Below are 15,296 nucleotides of genomic sequence, written 5' to 3' on the forward strand. Positions count from 1 at the left end.
GCATGGCAACGATCATTCTTTTCGCGCCGCTGATCGGCGCGCTGATCTGCGGCTTTGGCTGGCGCTTCATCGGAGAGCGGGCGGGGCAGGTTCTGACCACCGGTCTGGTGATGCTGGCGGCGCTTCTGTCGTGGATCGTTTTCCTGAGCCATGACGGGGTTACGCAACACATCACCCTGATGCGCTGGATCGAGAGCGGGTCGCTTGCGACGGAATGGGCGATCCGCGTCGACCGCTTGACCGCGATCATGCTGGTGGTGGTGAACTCGGTTTCCGCATTGGTTCACCTGTACAGCTTTGGCTATATGGCGCATGACGACAACTGGTCGGAGGACGAGCCTTATCGGGCAAGGTTCTTTGCCTATCTGTCGTTCTTTACCTTTGCCATGCTGATGCTGGTGACCTCTGACAACCTTGTGCAGATGTTCTTTGGCTGGGAAGGCGTGGGGGTCGCATCGTACCTGCTGATCGGGTTCTATTACAAGAAGCCGAGCGCCAATGCCGCCGCGATCAAGGCTTTCGTCGTCAACCGCGTGGGGGATTTCGGCTTTGCGCTGGGGATTTTCGCGCTGTTCTTCCTGACGGATTCGGTGAGCTTCGACACGGTGTTTGCGGCTGCTCCGGCGCTGGCCCAGACCAACCTTACGTTTCTGTGGGGCGAGTGGAATGCCGCGAACCTGATCGGGGTGCTGCTGTTCATCGGCGCGATGGGCAAATCGGCGCAGCTGTTCCTGCACACGTGGTTGCCTGACGCGATGGAGGGGCCGACGCCCGTTTCGGCGCTGATCCATGCGGCGACGATGGTGACGGCGGGGGTGTTCCTTGTCTGCCGCATGTCGCCGCTTTACGAATTCGCGCCTGATGCGAAGACGATGATCGTGGTTCTGGGGGCGACGACGGCGTTCTTTGCCGCGACCGTGGGTCTGGTGCAGAACGACATCAAGCGGGTGATCGCCTATTCGACCTGTTCGCAGCTGGGCTATATGTTCGTGGCGGCGGGTGTGGGCGTCTATTCGGTCGCCATGTTCCACCTGTTCACGCATGCCTTCTTCAAGGCCATGCTGTTCCTTGGGGCGGGGTCGGTGATCCATGCCACGCATCACGAACAGGACATGCGGAATTACGGCGGTTTGCGAAAGAAGATCCCGTTCACCTTTGCCGCGATGATGATCGGGACGCTGGCGATTACCGGCGTGGGGATTCCGCTGACGCATATCGGCTTTGCGGGGTTCCTGTCGAAGGACGCGGTGATCGAAAGCGCGTGGGTCGGGTCGGGTTATGCCTATGTGCTGCTGGTTGCGGCGGCTGCGATGACGAGTTTCTATTCGTGGCGGCTGATGTTCATGACGTTTTACGGCGAAAGCCGGGCGCATGGGCACGCGGCGCACGGGCACGCGGCGCATGGGCATGACGATCATGGGCACGGGCATGACGACCACGGGCACGGGCACCACGAGCCGCATGAAAGCCCCAAGGTCATGCTGATCCCGCTGGGGGTGCTGGCGCTTGGCGCGGTGTTCTCGGGGATGATCTGGTACAACAGTTTCTTCGGCGACGAGGCCAAGATGCGGGCGTGGTTCGGGATGCTTCCCGCAGCCGAGCACCATGCCGAGGCCGAGGCCCCCGAAGCGACTGCTGCCGAGACAACCGCTGTCGAGACGGCAGCAACCGAAGAGACCGCAACCGAGGGCGAGGCCGCTGGCCATGCCGATGCGGGCGCGGGCTGGACGCAAGGCGGCATCTTCATGGGGCCGGAGAACGAGGTGATCCACAAGGCGCATGAGGCACCGGTGCTGGTGAAGGTATCGCCCTTCATCGCGATGGTGCTTGGCTTTTTGCTGGCTTTCCAGATGTACATCCGCCGCCCCGATCTGCCTGCCAAACTGGCGGCGAACCAGCGGCCGCTATACCTGTTCTTGTTGAACAAGTGGTATTTCGACGAGATCTACGACTTTCTATTCGTGCGCTCGGCCAAGGCGCTGGGGCGGTTCCTGTGGAAGCGCGGGGATGGCGACGTGATCGACGGGTCGATCAACGGGGTCGCTTTGGGTGTCGTGCCCTTCTTCACGCGCCTCGCGGCGCGGGCCCAGTCGGGCTATCTGTTCCACTATGCTTTTGCCATGGTTCTGGGCATTGCCGCCTTGATTACCTGGATGACGCTCTGGGGGGGCGCGAACTGATATGGATAACCTCCTGTCGATCATCACTTTCGTTCCGGCGGTCGCGGCGGCGATCCTTGCCTTGTTCCTGCGGGGCGAGGATGCGGCGGCGCAGCGCAATGCCAAATGGCTGGCGCTGTTGGCCACCAGTGCCACGTTCCTGATCTCGCTTTTCGTGCTTGCGGGGTTCGATCCGGCAAACACGGGCTTTCAGTTCGTCGAGGAATATGACTGGATTCTGGGTCTGAAGTACAAGATGGGCGTGGACGGGATTTCGGTCCTGTTCGTGATGCTGACCACGTTCCTGATGCCGATCACCATCGCGGCCTGCTGGTCGGTCGAGGTGCGGGTCAAGGAATACATGATCGCGTTTCTGATGCTCGAGACGCTGATGCTGGGGGTGTTCTGCGCGCTGGACATGGTGCTGTTCTACCTGTTCTTCGAGGCCGGGCTTATCCCGATGTTCCTGATCATCGGCATCTGGGGGGGCAAGGAGCGCATCTATGCGGCGTTCAAGTTCTTCCTTTATACCTTCCTCGGGTCGGTGTTGATGCTGGTCGCGATGATCGCGATGTATTTCGACGCAGGCACGACCGATATACCGACGCTTCTGGCGCATAACTTTGCGTCTGATGACATGGTGGTTCTGGGCTTCCATATCGTCGGCGGGTTGCAGACGCTGCTGTTCCTGGCCTTTTTCGCGTCATTCGCGGTGAAGATGCCGATGTGGCCGGTGCATACGTGGCTGCCCGATGCCCACGTGCAGGCGCCGACCGCGGGGTCGGTGGTGCTGGCGGCGATCTTGCTGAAGATGGGCGGCTATGGCTTTTTGCGCTTCAGCCTGCCGATGTTCCCGATTGCGTCTGACCTGTTGGCGCCCTTGGTGTTCTGGATGTCGGCGATTGCCATTGTTTACACGTCGCTCGTCGCCTTGGCGCAGTCGGACATGAAGAAGCTGATCGCCTATTCTTCGGTGGCCCATATGGGTTACGTGACGATGGGGATTTTCACCGCGAACCAGCAGGGGATCGACGGCGCGATTTTCCAGATGATCAGCCACGGGTTCATTTCCGGCGCGTTGTTCCTGTGCGTGGGGGTGATCTATGACCGGATGCACACGCGCGAGATCGACGCCTATGGTGGCCTGGTGAACCGGATGCCCGCCTATGCGCTTGTGTTCATGTTCTTTACCATGGCCAACGTGGGCCTGCCGGGGACGAGCGGGTTCATCGGGGAATTCCTGACGCTGATGGGGATTTTCCAGGTGAATACGTGGGTTGCGGCTTTTGCGACCACGGGGGTTATCCTGTCGGCGGCCTATGCGCTGTGGCTTTACCGCCGTGTGGTGATGGGCGAGCTGGTGAAAGAGGGCTTGCGGTCAATCACCGATATGACCCGCCGCGAGAAGGCGATCTTTGCGCCGCTGATCGCCATGACCCTGCTTTTGGGCGTCTATCCGAGCCTTGTGACCGATATCATCGGGCCGAGCGTCGGGGCGCTGATTTCCGAACATCAAGCCGCGCTGCCGCCTGTGGGCGACGTGGCTTTGGCACAGAACTGAGGGCGACGAGATGACTTCCGCAGATATTTCGACCGTCCTGCCGGAACTGGTGCTGGCGTTGTTTGCCATGGGGGCGCTGATGTTCGGCGTCTATACCGGCAAGGACAAGGTGGCCCCGCTGATCGCCTGGGCGACGGCGGGGGTGTTTCTGGCGCTGGCCCTGTGGATCGGGTTGGGGGGCGAGGGGGAACGGACGGCCTTTGGCGGGCTGTTCGTGGATGACCCGTTCGCGCGCTTTGCCAAGGTGACGATGCTGGTGTCGGCATCTGCCGTGCTGATCATCGGGCAGGATTACATGGTGCGGCGGGATTTGCTGCGCTTTGAATATCCGGTGCTGATGGTGCTTTCTGTCATCGGCATGATGGTGATGGTTTCGGCGGGCGATCTGATGAGCCTTTACATGGGGCTCGAGTTGCAATCGCTGGCCTTGTATGTGCTGGCTTCGGTGCGGCGTGACAGCGTGAAATCGACCGAAGCGGGCCTGAAGTATTTCGTGTTGGGCGCGTTGTCGTCGGGCCTGCTGCTATACGGCGCTTCGCTGGTTTACGGCTTTGCAGGGACCACGCAGTTTGCGGGCATCCTGTCGACGCTGAACGATGGCGTGCCGCTGGGGCTGCTGTTCGGGCTGGTGTTCATGCTGGCGGGGCTGGCGTTCAAGGTTTCGGCGGCACCCTTCCACATGTGGACGCCGGACGTTTACGAAGGCTCGCCCACGCCGGTGACGGCCTTTTTTGCGACCGCGCCCAAGGTGGCGGCGATCTGTCTGCTCGCGCGGCTGGTGCATGATGCCTTTGGCGGAATTCCGGCCGATTGGAGCCAAGTGCTGGCGGCGCTGTCGATTGCGTCGATGTTCCTTGGCGCGGTGGCGGCCATCGGGCAGAAGGACATCAAGCGGCTGATGGCCTATTCGTCGATTGCCCATATGGGTTTTGCGCTGATGGGTCTGGCAAGCGGCACGGCCGAGGGCGTGACGGCGATGCTGGTCTATATGGCGATCTATGTGACCATGAACGTGGGCACATTCGCCTTTATCCTGTCGATGGAGCGGGACGGACGTCCGGTCACGGACATTGCCAGCCTCAACATGTTTTCGAAGACCGAGCCGTTGAAGGCGCTGGCCGTGCTGGTGATGATGTTCAGCCTTGCCGGTGTGCCGCCGATGGTGGGCTTTTTCGGCAAGTTCTATGTGCTTAAGGCGGCGGTCGATGCGGGGATGACATGGCTTGCGCTGGCAGGGGCAGTGGCCTCGGTCATCGGGGCGTTCTACTACCTTCGGATCGTGTTCTTCATGTATTTCGGCAAGGAAGGCGAGGGCGTGGAAAGCCGCATGGCGCCCGCGCAATGGGCGATCATGGTCGCGGTGGCGGTCATCATGGTGGCGGGGATCGTCAACCTGTTCGGCATCCAGCCGATGGCGGCGATCGCGGCGGAAGCCCTTGTCCGTTAAGGCCGAATGGCCGGCCGGTGTGGGCCGGCTGGTCCTGCCCACCGTCGACAGCACCAATGCCGAAGCGCAAAGGCTGGCCCCGCATGTTGCGGGGCCTGTCTGGATTTTGGCAGGCGAACAGACGGCGGGGCGGGGGCGGAGGGCGCGGCCCTGGGCGAGTCCGCGCGGGAATTTTTACGCCACGCTGCTGATGCAGCCGAAGGAAGGGGCCGATGTGGTCGCCTTGCGGTCCTTTGCCGCCGCGCTGGCGCTGCGCGAGGCCTTTGTGGCGGTTACGGGCCTGCCTGATGCCTTTGCGCTGAAATGGCCCAATGACGTGTTGCTGAATGGCGGCAAGGTTGCGGGGATCTTGCTGGAAAGTGGCGGGGCGGGGCAGGGCGTGGGGTATCTGGCCATCGGGATCGGGGTCAATCTGATCGGCGCGCCAGAAGTGTCGGCGGTCGAGGCGGGGGCGGTTCCGCCGGTTTCCTTGCTGGCTGAAACGGGGGTGCGGGTCGCGCCAGAAGCGTTTCGGGACGTGCTGGCGCCTGCATTCGCGCGGTGGGAGGCTGTGCTGGTGACGCAAGGTTTCGCGCCGCTGCGGGCCGAGTGGCTGGCCCATGCCGCGCGTCTGGGCGAGGTGATCCGTGCGCGCACCGGCACGCTGGAACGGCAGGGCGTGTTCGAGACCATCGACGTCACGGGGGCATTGATGCTGCGCCAGCCACAGGGCACCATCGCCATACCGGCGGCGGATGTGTTTTTCTGACGGAGGGGCGCGATGCTTCTGGCAATCGATTGCGGTAACACCAATACGGTGTTTTCGATCTGGGACGGGGCGCGTTTCATCGCCACATGGCGGATTGCGACCGACCACACGCGGACGGCGGATGAATACCACGTTTGGTTGTCGTCGCTGATGATGCTGACCAAGACCGAAGCCACGGTGACCGAGGCGATCATTTCCAGCACGGTGCCGCGCGTGGTGTTCAACCTGCGTGTGCTGTGCAACCGTTACTTTGATTGCCGCCCGCTGGTGGTGGGCAAGCCTGAATGCCGTTTGCCGGTTGCGCCTCGGGTCGATCAGGGCACGACCGTGGGGCCGGACCGGCTGGTGAACACGGTTGCCGCACATGACCGGCATGGCGGCGATCTGATCGTGGTGGATTTCGGCACGGCGACGACATTTGATGTGGTTGACAGCGACGGGGCCTATATCGGGGGCGTGATTGCGCCCGGTGTGAACCTGTCGCTCGAGGCGCTGCACATGGCTGCGGCGGCCTTGCCGCACGTGGATGTGTCCAAACCCGCCCGCGCGATCGGAACGAATACGGTGGCCTGTATGCAATCGGGTGTGTACTGGGGGTATATCGGGCTGGTCGAGGGCATCGTGCGCGAAGTGCGTAAAGAACGCGACCGTCCTATGAAAGTTATTGCGACGGGGGGCCTTGCTTCCCTGTTCGCCCAAGATACCGCGCTATTTGACAGCGTCGAGGATGACCTGACCATGCATGGTCTGGTTCTCGTCAGTCGCTACAACAAGGAACTGGAAACGGCATGAGTGCGAACCGGCTGATCTATCTCCCCCTCGGCGGTGCCGGCGAGATCGGCATGAATTGTTATGTCTACGGCTACGGGCCTGCGGGCAAAGAGCGGCTGATCGTCGTCGATCTGGGCGTGACCTTTCCCGATATGGACACCACCCCCGGCGTCGATCTGATCCTGCCAGATACGAGCTGGCTGGAAGCGCGGCTCGACCGGATCGAGGCGATTTTCATCACCCACGCGCATGAGGACCATATCGGCGCGCTTGGCCATCTGTGGCCCAAGCTGCGTGTCCCGGTCTATGCGCGGCGGTTCACGGCGGCACTGGGCAAGCTGAAACTGGAAGAACACGGGCATCCGGCATCGGCGATCAACGTGGTCGCAACGCGGCCCGAGACGGTGGAAGCGGGGCCGTTCCGCGTGCAATTCGTGCCGGTCAGCCATTCGATCCCGGAAAGTGCGGCGCTGGTCATCGACACGCCTGCGGGTCGGGTGGTGCATTCGGGCGACTTCAAGCTGGATGCGACGCCGATGGTGGGCGAGGGTTGGGATGACGCGCGGTTCCTCGAGATCGCGGCAGAGCGGCCGGTGAAGGCGCTGATGTGCGATTCGACCAACGTGTTCTCGCTGCATGCGGGGCGGTCGGAAGCGACGATCCGCGAGCCGATTCGCGACCTGATCAAGGGGCATAGCGGGCTGGTGGTGGCGACGACATTCGCGTCGAACGTGGCGCGTTTGAAGACATTGGCCGAGGCCGCGCGGGCGGCTGACCGGACCGTTTGCCTGATGGGGCGGGCGATGAAGCGGATGGTGTCGGTGGCGCAGGAGACGGGGGTGCTGACCGACTTTCCGCGCACTGTTTCCCCCGAGGATGCGGTGGAAGTGCCGCGTGGCAACCTGATGCTGATCGTGACCGGATCGCAGGGTGAGCGGCGGGCGGCGACGGCGCAGCTTTCGCGCGGGAAATATCTGGGGATGGAGTTGAAGAAGGGGGACCTGTTCCTGTTCTCGTCCAAGACCATTCCGGGCAACGAGCGGGAAGTGTTGAAGATCGTCAACAATTTCTCGGAAATGGGCGTCGATGTCATGGATGACAACGGCGGCAAGTATCACGTTTCCGGTCATGCCAACCGGCCCGATCTGGAACATGTGCACCGGCTGCTGCTGCCCGACATGCTGATCCCGATGCATGGCGAGCACCGGCATTTGCGCGAACATGCGCGGATCGCGACCGAGGGCGGGATCGTGTCGAGTGTGGTGACCAACGGGATGATGATCGACATCACCGGCGATGCGCCCAAGGTGGTCGACCATATCGAGACGGGCCGGATGTATCTGGACGGGTCGGTTCTGATCGGCGCGATGGACGGCGTGGTGCGTGACCGTATCCGCATGGCGCTGAACGGGCATGTGATGGTGACGGTGATCCTCGACGACGAGAATGCGACGCTGGGGGATGCCTGGGTCGAAGTGCGCGGCGTGCCGGAACGGGGCCGCGGCGGGCCGCTGGTCGACACGCTTGAGGAGGAGCTTAACCAGTTCCTCGACGGTGCGGGCAAGAAACTTCTGCGCGACGACGACAAGCTGGATGAGGCGCTGCGCCGGATCGTGCGGCAGGTCGGCATGGAAGAGGTCGGCAAGAAGCCGGAAGTGACGGTTGTGGTGTCGCGGCTGATGGCCGAGTGAGGCGCTGCGCCTGAATGAGAAAAGGCCCCGCGGTTGCGGGGCCTTTTGCTTTCGGGGCGGTGCCTCAGCCTTCGGCGGGGGCGTGGTCTTCTTCGGTTTCGTCATGCGCCGATTCGACGATCTTGAAGCTGCGCATGATGAAGTCGGGGACGTGGTCACCCATGCCGACGACCGGCGGGCCACCACGGTCGTCGCGGCGGTAATCGTCGCGGCGGCGATCATCGCGGCGGGGTTCGTTGCGGTCTTCGCGCGGGCGATCCTCACGCGGACGATCCTCACGGGGGCGGTCGTTGCGGTTGCGGTCGTCAGAGCGGCCTTCGCCACGGTTCTCGCTGCGACCTTCGCTGCGGCGGTCGTCACGCGGGCGATCCTCGCGACGGTCGTCGCGGCGGGGGTCTTCGCGGCGGGGTGCGGGTGCGGCTTCCGCCACAACCTCGACGGGTTCGATTACGGCGATGGGGTCCATCGACGCCTGTTGCCCGTGGTCGGCTACGGGGCGCGGGGCGCGGTCACGGTTGCGGTCGCCGCCACGGCTGCGGCCGCGGCCTTCGCCACGGTCGCCCCTGCTGTCACCGCGTCCTTCGCCGCGTTCGCCACGGCCACCGTCACGGCCACCGTCACGGCGGCTGTCGTCGCGGGCGGGGCGGTCGCTGCCGGCTGCGGCAAGGTCGAGCCCTTCGGGCAGTTCGCCGCGCGGGATGGGTTGTTTCACGAGGCTTTCGATGGCGGCGATGTACTTGTCATCGTTCGGGACCGCGATGGTCACGGCCTTGCCCAAGCGTCCGGCGCGGCCGGTGCGGCCGATGCGGTGGACGTAATCTTCGGGGTGCGAGGGCACGTCGAAGTTGAAGACGTGGCTGACCGCCGGAATATCGAGGCCACGGGCCGCGACGTCGGAGGCGACGAGGAGGTGCAAGGAGCCGTCGCGGAAGCCATCGAGCGTTTTCATGCGCTGCGACTGTTCAAGGTCGCCGTGGATGGGGGCCGCATTGAAACCGTGCGATTTCAGCGACTTGGCGACCACGTCCACATCCATCTTGCGGTTGCAGAAGATGATCGCGTTGGTGCAGGCTTCGCCTTCGTCGGCGATCAGCTTGCGAAGGACGGCGCGCTTTTCGGTGAAGCTGCGGTCTTTGCGCGAGGGCGCGAACTGGATCAGCTTTTGCTCGATGGTCTGCGAGGCGGAGCTTTGGCGTTCCACCTCGATCTTGGCGGGGTTGGTCAGGAAGGTCGAGGTGATACGCTCGATTTCCGGTGCCATGGTGGCCGAGAAGAACAGGGTCTGACGGGTAAAGGGCGTCAGCTGGAAGATGCGTTCGATATCGGGGATGAAGCCCATGTCGAGCATGCGGTCGGCTTCGTCCACGACCATGATCTGCACGCCGGTGAGCAGCAGTTTGCCACGCTCGAAATGGTCGAGCAGGCGGCCGGGGGTGGCGATGAGCACATCGACGCCACGGTCGATCAGCTTGTCCTGTTCGCCGAAGGAGACGCCGCCGATCAGCAGGGCCTTGGTCAGCTTGGTGTGCTTGGCGTAGGTTTCGAAGTTTTCGGCCACCTGTGCCGCGAGTTCGCGGGTCGGGGCGAGGACGAGGCTGCGCGGCATGCGGGCGCGGGCGCGGCCTTGGCCCAGAAGCGTGATCATCGGCAGCGTGAAGCTTGCGGTCTTGCCCGTGCCGGTCTGGGCGATGCCGAGCACGTCGCGGCCTTGCAGCGCGTGCGGGATGGCTTGGGCCTGAATCGGGGTCGGGGTTTCGTAACCGGCTTCGGAAACGGCCTGAAGTACGCGCGGATCGAGCGCGAGATCGGAGAATTTGGTCATAAGCGTCCTATGGGATGCGGTATCGGACCGCATTTGGGTAAGGGAGGGACGCAATGTTCCGGGCGTCCCGGCGTCTGGGCCGAATTCGGCCTGAGGTGCGGTTAGCTGAAAATGGCGGGAAGGTCAAGGATGACAGGAAAAGCCCGCCTTTCGACGTGTCAATCAGGTCTTGCTTTCCGGTTGCGGCTTTGGCGCTATCTGATGGACTGGATTTGGAAACGGAGTGGATGCCATGATCGAGAAACACGCGACCGCCGTCTGGAAGGGCAGCCTCAAGGAAGGCGGCGGCACGTTGAACAGCCAGAGCGGGGCGTTGAGCAATCTGGGCTATACCTTTGCCACGCGGTTTGAAGGCGGCAAGGGGACCAACCCCGAGGAGCTGATCGGCGCGGCCCATGCCGGCTGCTACGCCATGTTCCTGTCGGCACTGATGTCGGGCGAGGGGATCGTGCCGGAAAGCATCGAGGCGACCTCGACCATCGCGCTGGACCCGACGACCGAAGGCGGGCCGACCGTCAAGACCGCTCATCTGGTGGTGAAGGTGAAAGCGCCGACGGATGAGGGCAAGATCAGGGAGTTGGCGGACAAGGCCAAGGCGGGTTGCCCGATTTCCAAGCTGCTGAATGCGACCGTGACGATGGAACTGGCGGTTCTTTGAGCCGTGGTTAGCAAAAGGTGAAAGGCGCCTTTCGGGGCGCCTTTTGCCGTTCAGGGATTGTTTACCACGATGGGCGGGTGCCCGACGCTCACACCATCATCTGCTTGGTCGCGGTCAGGGTGATCTTGGGGTAATCGCGTTCGATGCGGTCGATGTCCCATTTCAGGCGGGTCAGGTAGACGGTGTCGCCATCGCTGTCTTGGCCGATATGGCCCTTGTTGACGTTGACGAATTTCTCGACCTCGTCTTTCGGTCCCGAAACCCAGCGGGCCGAGGTGAAGTGCGACGGCTCGAAGCGGACGGGCAGGCCGTATTCCTGTTCGATGCGGGAGGCCAGAACCTCGAACTGCAACTGGCCGACGACGCCGACGATATAGCCCGAGCCGATCATGGGTTTGAAGACCTTGGCGGCACCTTCTTCCGCGAATTGGGTCAGCGCCTTTTCGAGGTGCTTGGCCTTCATCGGGTCGAGCGCGCGCACGCCTTGCAGGAGTTCGGGGGCGAAGGAGGGGATGCCGGTGAAGCGCAGTGCTTCGCCTTCGGTCAGGGCGTCGCCGATGCGAAGTTGGCCGTGGTTCGGGATGCCGATGATGTCACCGGCCCAAGCCTCTTCGGCCAGTTCGCGGTCGGCGGCGAGGAAGAGGACGGGGTTGGTGACGGCCATCTGTTTTTTCGACCGCACGTGCAGCAGTTTCATGCCGCGTTCGAAATGTCCCGAGGCGAGGCGGACGAAGGCGACGCGGTCGCGGTGTTTGGGGTCCATGTTGGCCTGCACCTTGAAGACGAAGCCGGTGACGGGCGTTTCTTCGGGGGCGATCTTGCGTTCGGCGGCGGTCTGGATTTGCGGTTCTGGGCCGTAATCGCCCATGCCGTCCATCAGTTCGCGCACCCCGAAGGAATTGATGGCGGAACCGAACCAGATGGGGGTCATCGATCCGTTGAGGAAGGATTCGCGGTCGAAGACGGGCAGAAGCTGGCGGGCCATGTCGACTTCCTCGCGCAGTTTCGCCAGCAGGTCGGCGGGGACGTATTGGGCGAGTTTGGGGTCGTCGAGGCCGGAAATCTGCACGGTTTCGGCCACGCGGTTGCGGTCGGCGCGGTCCATGATTTCGAGGCGGTCGCGGAGGAGGTCGTAGGCACCGACGAAATCGCGGCCCATGCCGATGGGCCATGAGGCGGGGGTTACGTCGATGGCGAGGTTTTCCTGAATCTCGTCGATGATCTCGAAGGTGTCGCGGGATTCGCGGTCCATCTTGTTGCAGAAGGTCAGGATCGGCAGGTCGCGCAGGCGGCAGACCTCGAACAGCTTTTGCGTTTGGGATTCAACGCCTTTTGCCCCGTCGATCACCATGATCGCGGCGTCTACGGCGGTCAGGGTGCGGTAAGTGTCTTCGGAAAAGTCGCTGTGACCGGGGGTGTCGACGAGGTTGAAGCGGTATTTGCCATAGTCGAAGGACATGGCGGATGCGGAAACTGAAATGCCGCGTTCCTGTTCCATCTTCATGAAGTCGGACCGCGTGCGCCGCGCTTCGCCCTTGGCGCGGACCTGACCGGCCATCTGGATGGCACCCCCGAAAAGCAGGAACTTTTCGGTGAGCGTGGTTTTTCCGGCGTCGGGGTGCGAGATGATCGCAAAGGTCCGGCGGCGGGCGATTTCGGTCGGGAGTTGGGGGCGGTTGTCCAGCATGGCGGGGATTTAGCCGATCTGGCGCCCCGCGTCCACATGTTGCGCCCTGCGCCTTGGCAGCGTGCAGTGGGCGGTGCTAGGTCTGGTGGAAAGCAGAGGGAGAGCGGCATGGATCTGGGCATCAGGGGCAAGCGGGCGCTGGTTTGCGCTTCGTCAAAGGGGTTGGGGCGCGGTTGCGCCGAGGCGCTGGCGGAAGCGGGGGTCGACCTTGTGCTGAACGCGCGGGGGAGTGAGGCGCTGGAGGCTGCGGCGGCTGATATACGGGCGAAATGGCAGGTCGGGGTGGTGACGGTTGCGGCCGATATCACCACGGACGAGGGGCGGGCACGGGTGCTGGATGCGGCGCAAGGGGTTGATATCCTTGTGACAAATGCGGGCGGGCCGCCGCCGGGGATGTGGCATGACTGGAGCCGGGATGATTTCATCAAGGCGCTGGATGCCAATATGCTGACACCGATTGCGCTGATGCAGGCGCTGATGCCTGCGATGATGGAGCGCGGTTGGGGGCGGGTGGTCAACATCACCAGCCAATCGGTGAAGGCGCCGATCGGGCAGCTTGGCTTGTCGAACACGGCGCGGACGGGGTTGACCGGCTTTGTCGCCGGAACCGCGCGGCAGGTGGCTGAAAAGGGTATCACGATCAACAACTTGCTGCCCGGCATCCATGACACGGATCGCGCCGTTTCGCTTGATTCCGGCGTGGTGAAGGCCGAAGGGATCAGCATGGAGGAGGCCCGAAAGCGCCGCGCGGCGGGAATTCCGGCGCGGCGTTACGGGACGGCGGCCGAGTTCGGGGCGGCTTGCGCGTTTCTGTGTTCGATGCATGCGGGCTTCATCGTGGGGCAGAACATCCTGCTCGACGGGGGGGCGACGAACGCGACCATCTGAGGCACAGGCGATGCACAGCGGGTGCAGACGCAAAGGGAAAAAGCGTTAAGGCCGGTTCATCTGTTGCCGATGGCCGAAGGGGCGCTTTCTCGGCTTTCATGCTGGCTCAAATATCCTCGGGGGGAGGGGCGCGGAACGCGGCCCTTGGGGGCCGAGGCCCCCCACCGGGTTGCGGTGGGGCTTTGGCGCTGCTAGGGCTATTCCCGATTGTTTCGCTTGGGAACGCTTATGCCAGATGCGGTGAGGCTTGAGGTCACGGGGGTGACCCGTTCGTTCGGCGGGCGGCCCGTGGTGGATCATGTGTCGCTTTCGGTGGCGGCGGGGCGGGTGACCTGTCTGCTCGGTCCTTCGGGATGCGGCAAGTCGACGACGCTGCGGATGATCGCAGGCGTCGAGCGGCCCGATGCGGGCGAGGTCAGGATCGACGGGCGCGCGGTTTTCGGGCCGGGGGTCAACCTGCCGCCCGAGGCGCGGTCGGTCGGGCTGATGTTTCAGGATTTCGCGCTGTTCCCGCATCTGACGGTGGCGCAGAACGTGGCGTTCGGGTTGAACGGCGACCGTGCGGCCAAGGCGGCGCGGGTGGGCGAGTTGCTTGAACGGGTGAACCTGTCGGGTTACGGGTCCAAGCATCCGCATGAGCTTTCGGGCGGCGAGCAGCAGCGCGTGGCGCTGGCGCGGGCCTTGGCGCCGCGACCGCGGGTCATGCTGATGGACGAGCCGTTTTCGGGGCTGGACAACCGGCTGCGCGACGGGATTCGCGATGCGACGCTGGAGGTGCTGAAGGAAGAGGGGGCGGCGGTTCTGCTGGTCACGCACGAACCCGACGAGGCGATGCGGATGGCCGACGAGATCGCGCTGATGCGGGGCGGCCGGATCGTGCAGCAGGGCGCGCCCTACAACGTTTACAATGCGCCGGTCGACAAGGCGGCGGCGGCGTTCTTTTCCGACATCAACGTGATCCGTGCCACGTCGAGGGGGGCGCTGACCGAGACGCCGTTCGGGGCCTTTCTGACCCCCGGCCATGCCGATGGCGGCGAGGTCGAGATCGTGATCCGTCCGCAGCACCTGAAGATCGACTTTGACCGTGGCGGGCGCGGGCCGAACCCGACGGCGCAGGACGGCACGCCTGCGCGTGGCACGGTGCAGCGGGCGCGCTATCTGGGGCGCGAATCGCTGGTCGATTTCAAGATGGATTTCGACGGGTCGATCCTGACGGCCAGCGTGCCGGGGGTGTTCCTGCCCAAGACAGGCACCGCGCTGTGGCTGATGATCCGGCGCGACAGGTGTTTTGTGTTCGGGGTGGGGCGGTAGCGGGGGGCCTTTGCCCCTCGTTCGGCTTTTCAGCCCACCCGTTCGTCAATCCCCGCTTGCGGCATCAGGGTTGCGACCTTGGCCAGCAGGGTGCGGGCGGCGCGGGCGCGGGGGCCTTCGGCGCTGGACACGGCGGTCAGGCCCTCGACCAGCGCGTCAAGCTCGTCCTGCGTCATCAGCGTGGGGGGCAGCAGGAGCGGTGAGCGCAGGATGTAGCCCAAGCCCCGTTCGCCCTCGACCGGCAGGCCCGAGCCTGACATCACGGCCATGTCGCGCCAGATCGTGCGGGTCGAAACGCGCATTTTCGCGGCCAGTTCGGCTGCGGTATGCAAACGCCCGTCGCGCAGGATCTGGATGAGGTCGAACATGCGGTCGTCGCGGGTCATTGCGGGGTTCCTTCGGCTCGGCATCGGGCGGGTAGCGGCCAGCGGTGCCGCCTACTGACATATAACTGTCAGTTGCGCGGGGAAAGCGGGGAATAGGTGCTTTCCGGCGGCGGCGGCTTGGTCATAAATGCAGGCAGAACTACAGAGTCGCGGCGCGGTTGGCGCGG

The 15,296-nt window shown here is 63.8% G+C and carries 12 protein-coding genes; 9 read left to right on the plus strand and 3 right to left on the minus strand.

Annotation, left to right across the window (positions count from 1 at the left end):
• Positions 1 to 2 precede the first annotated feature (2 nt).
• Genes nuoL through HYN69_RS05895 form a run of 6 tightly spaced genes read left to right on the plus strand, consistent with a single transcriptional unit; the run spans position 3 to position 8,377 of the window.
• A complete protein-coding gene (gene nuoL, locus HYN69_RS05870; protein WP_108434931.1) occupies positions 3 to 2,180 on the plus strand; it encodes an NADH-quinone oxidoreductase subunit L in 2,178 nt (725 codons plus the stop codon).
• A 1-nt stretch (position 2,181) separates the two neighbouring features.
• On the plus strand, positions 2,182 to 3,720 hold the full coding sequence (locus HYN69_RS05875; protein ID WP_108434932.1) for an NADH-quinone oxidoreductase subunit M: 1,539 nt from the start codon (positions 2,182 to 2,184) through the stop codon (positions 3,718 to 3,720).
• A gap of 10 nt (positions 3,721 to 3,730) precedes the next feature.
• Positions 3,731 to 5,167 carry an NADH-quinone oxidoreductase subunit NuoN gene (gene nuoN, locus HYN69_RS05880; RefSeq protein WP_108434933.1) on the plus strand — a complete coding sequence of 479 codons (1,437 nt, stop codon included), beginning with the start codon at positions 3,731 to 3,733 and terminating at the stop codon, positions 5,165 to 5,167.
• On the plus strand, positions 5,157 to 5,915 hold the full coding sequence (locus HYN69_RS05885) for a biotin--[acetyl-CoA-carboxylase] ligase (RefSeq protein WP_108434934.1): 759 nt from the start codon (positions 5,157 to 5,159) through the stop codon (positions 5,913 to 5,915). Before nuoN ends, HYN69_RS05885 begins: the two co-directional genes overlap by 11 nt.
• A 12-nt stretch (positions 5,916 to 5,927) precedes the next feature.
• Entirely contained in the window at positions 5,928 to 6,707 is a 780-nt protein-coding gene (locus HYN69_RS05890; protein ID WP_108434935.1) for a type III pantothenate kinase, read from the plus strand.
• Positions 6,704 to 8,377, plus strand: coding sequence for a ribonuclease J (locus tag HYN69_RS05895; protein ID WP_108434936.1), 1,674 nt, complete (start codon positions 6,704 to 6,706; stop codon positions 8,375 to 8,377). The genes HYN69_RS05890 and HYN69_RS05895 overlap by 4 nt, the downstream gene beginning before the upstream one ends.
• A gap of 64 nt (positions 8,378 to 8,441) precedes the next feature.
• Here the strand turns inward: HYN69_RS05895 and HYN69_RS05900 are convergent, their stop codons facing one another.
• The gene (locus HYN69_RS05900; RefSeq protein WP_108434937.1) at positions 8,442 to 10,199 is read right to left on the minus strand and encodes a DEAD/DEAH box helicase; all 1,758 of its coding nucleotides are present in this window, start codon (positions 10,197 to 10,199) and stop codon (positions 8,442 to 8,444) included.
• A gap of 232 nt (positions 10,200 to 10,431) precedes the next feature.
• Here HYN69_RS05900 and HYN69_RS05905 point away from each other — a divergent pair, with 232 nt between their 5' ends.
• On the plus strand, positions 10,432 to 10,857 hold the full coding sequence (locus HYN69_RS05905; protein WP_329608631.1) for an OsmC family peroxiredoxin: 426 nt from the start codon (positions 10,432 to 10,434) through the stop codon (positions 10,855 to 10,857).
• A gap of 88 nt (positions 10,858 to 10,945) precedes the next feature.
• Here HYN69_RS05905 and HYN69_RS05910 read toward each other — a convergent pair whose 3' ends face one another.
• Entirely contained in the window at positions 10,946 to 12,544 is a 1,599-nt protein-coding gene (locus HYN69_RS05910; RefSeq protein ID WP_108434938.1) for a peptide chain release factor 3, read from the minus strand.
• 108 nt (positions 12,545 to 12,652) lie between these two features.
• Between HYN69_RS05910 and HYN69_RS05915 the strand changes: the two genes are divergently transcribed.
• Both HYN69_RS05915 and HYN69_RS05920 read left to right on the plus strand, forming a co-directional pair.
• Complete coding sequence (locus HYN69_RS05915; RefSeq protein WP_108434939.1) at positions 12,653 to 13,432, plus strand: SDR family oxidoreductase; 780 nt, start codon at positions 12,653 to 12,655, stop codon at positions 13,430 to 13,432.
• A gap of 228 nt (positions 13,433 to 13,660) precedes the next feature.
• Positions 13,661 to 14,743, plus strand: a complete 1,083-nt coding sequence (locus tag HYN69_RS05920) for an ABC transporter ATP-binding protein (protein WP_108434940.1) — start codon at positions 13,661 to 13,663, stop codon at positions 14,741 to 14,743.
• A gap of 29 nt (positions 14,744 to 14,772) precedes the next feature.
• Here HYN69_RS05920 and HYN69_RS05925 read toward each other — a convergent pair whose 3' ends face one another.
• Complete coding sequence (locus HYN69_RS05925; protein ID WP_108434941.1) at positions 14,773 to 15,129, minus strand: helix-turn-helix transcriptional regulator; 357 nt, start codon at positions 15,127 to 15,129, stop codon at positions 14,773 to 14,775.
• Positions 15,130 to 15,296 lie beyond the last annotated feature (167 nt).

It is taken from the genome of Gemmobacter aquarius, from assembly GCF_003060865.1.
Classification (GTDB): Bacteria; Pseudomonadota; Alphaproteobacteria; order Rhodobacterales; family Rhodobacteraceae; genus Paragemmobacter; species Paragemmobacter aquarius.

What these genes read in the sequence shown, in the direction of transcription:
- nuoL (WP_108434931.1), top strand. Translation starts at nt 3, where the DNA reads ATGGCAACGATCATTCTTTTCGCGCCGCTGATCGGCGCGCTGATCTGC.
- HYN69_RS05875 (WP_108434932.1), top strand. Translation starts at nt 2,182, where the DNA reads ATGGATAACCTCCTGTCGATCATCACTTTCGTTCCGGCGGTCGCGGCG.
- nuoN (WP_108434933.1), top strand. Translation starts at nt 3,731, where the DNA reads ATGACTTCCGCAGATATTTCGACCGTCCTGCCGGAACTGGTGCTGGCG.
- HYN69_RS05890 (WP_108434935.1), top strand. Translation starts at nt 5,928, where the DNA reads ATGCTTCTGGCAATCGATTGCGGTAACACCAATACGGTGTTTTCGATC.
- HYN69_RS05895 (WP_108434936.1), top strand. Translation starts at nt 6,704, where the DNA reads ATGAGTGCGAACCGGCTGATCTATCTCCCCCTCGGCGGTGCCGGCGAG.
- HYN69_RS05900 (WP_108434937.1), bottom strand. Translation starts at nt 10,199, where the DNA reads ATGACCAAATTCTCCGATCTCGCGCTCGATCCGCGCGTACTTCAGGCC.
- HYN69_RS05905 (WP_329608631.1), top strand. Translation starts at nt 10,432, where the DNA reads ATGATCGAGAAACACGCGACCGCCGTCTGGAAGGGCAGCCTCAAGGAA.
- HYN69_RS05910 (WP_108434938.1), bottom strand. Translation starts at nt 12,544, where the DNA reads ATGCTGGACAACCGCCCCCAACTCCCGACCGAAATCGCCCGCCGCCGG.
- HYN69_RS05915 (WP_108434939.1), top strand. Translation starts at nt 12,653, where the DNA reads ATGGATCTGGGCATCAGGGGCAAGCGGGCGCTGGTTTGCGCTTCGTCA.
- HYN69_RS05920 (WP_108434940.1), top strand. Translation starts at nt 13,661, where the DNA reads ATGCCAGATGCGGTGAGGCTTGAGGTCACGGGGGTGACCCGTTCGTTC.
- HYN69_RS05925 (WP_108434941.1), bottom strand. Translation starts at nt 15,129, where the DNA reads ATGACCCGCGACGACCGCATGTTCGACCTCATCCAGATCCTGCGCGAC.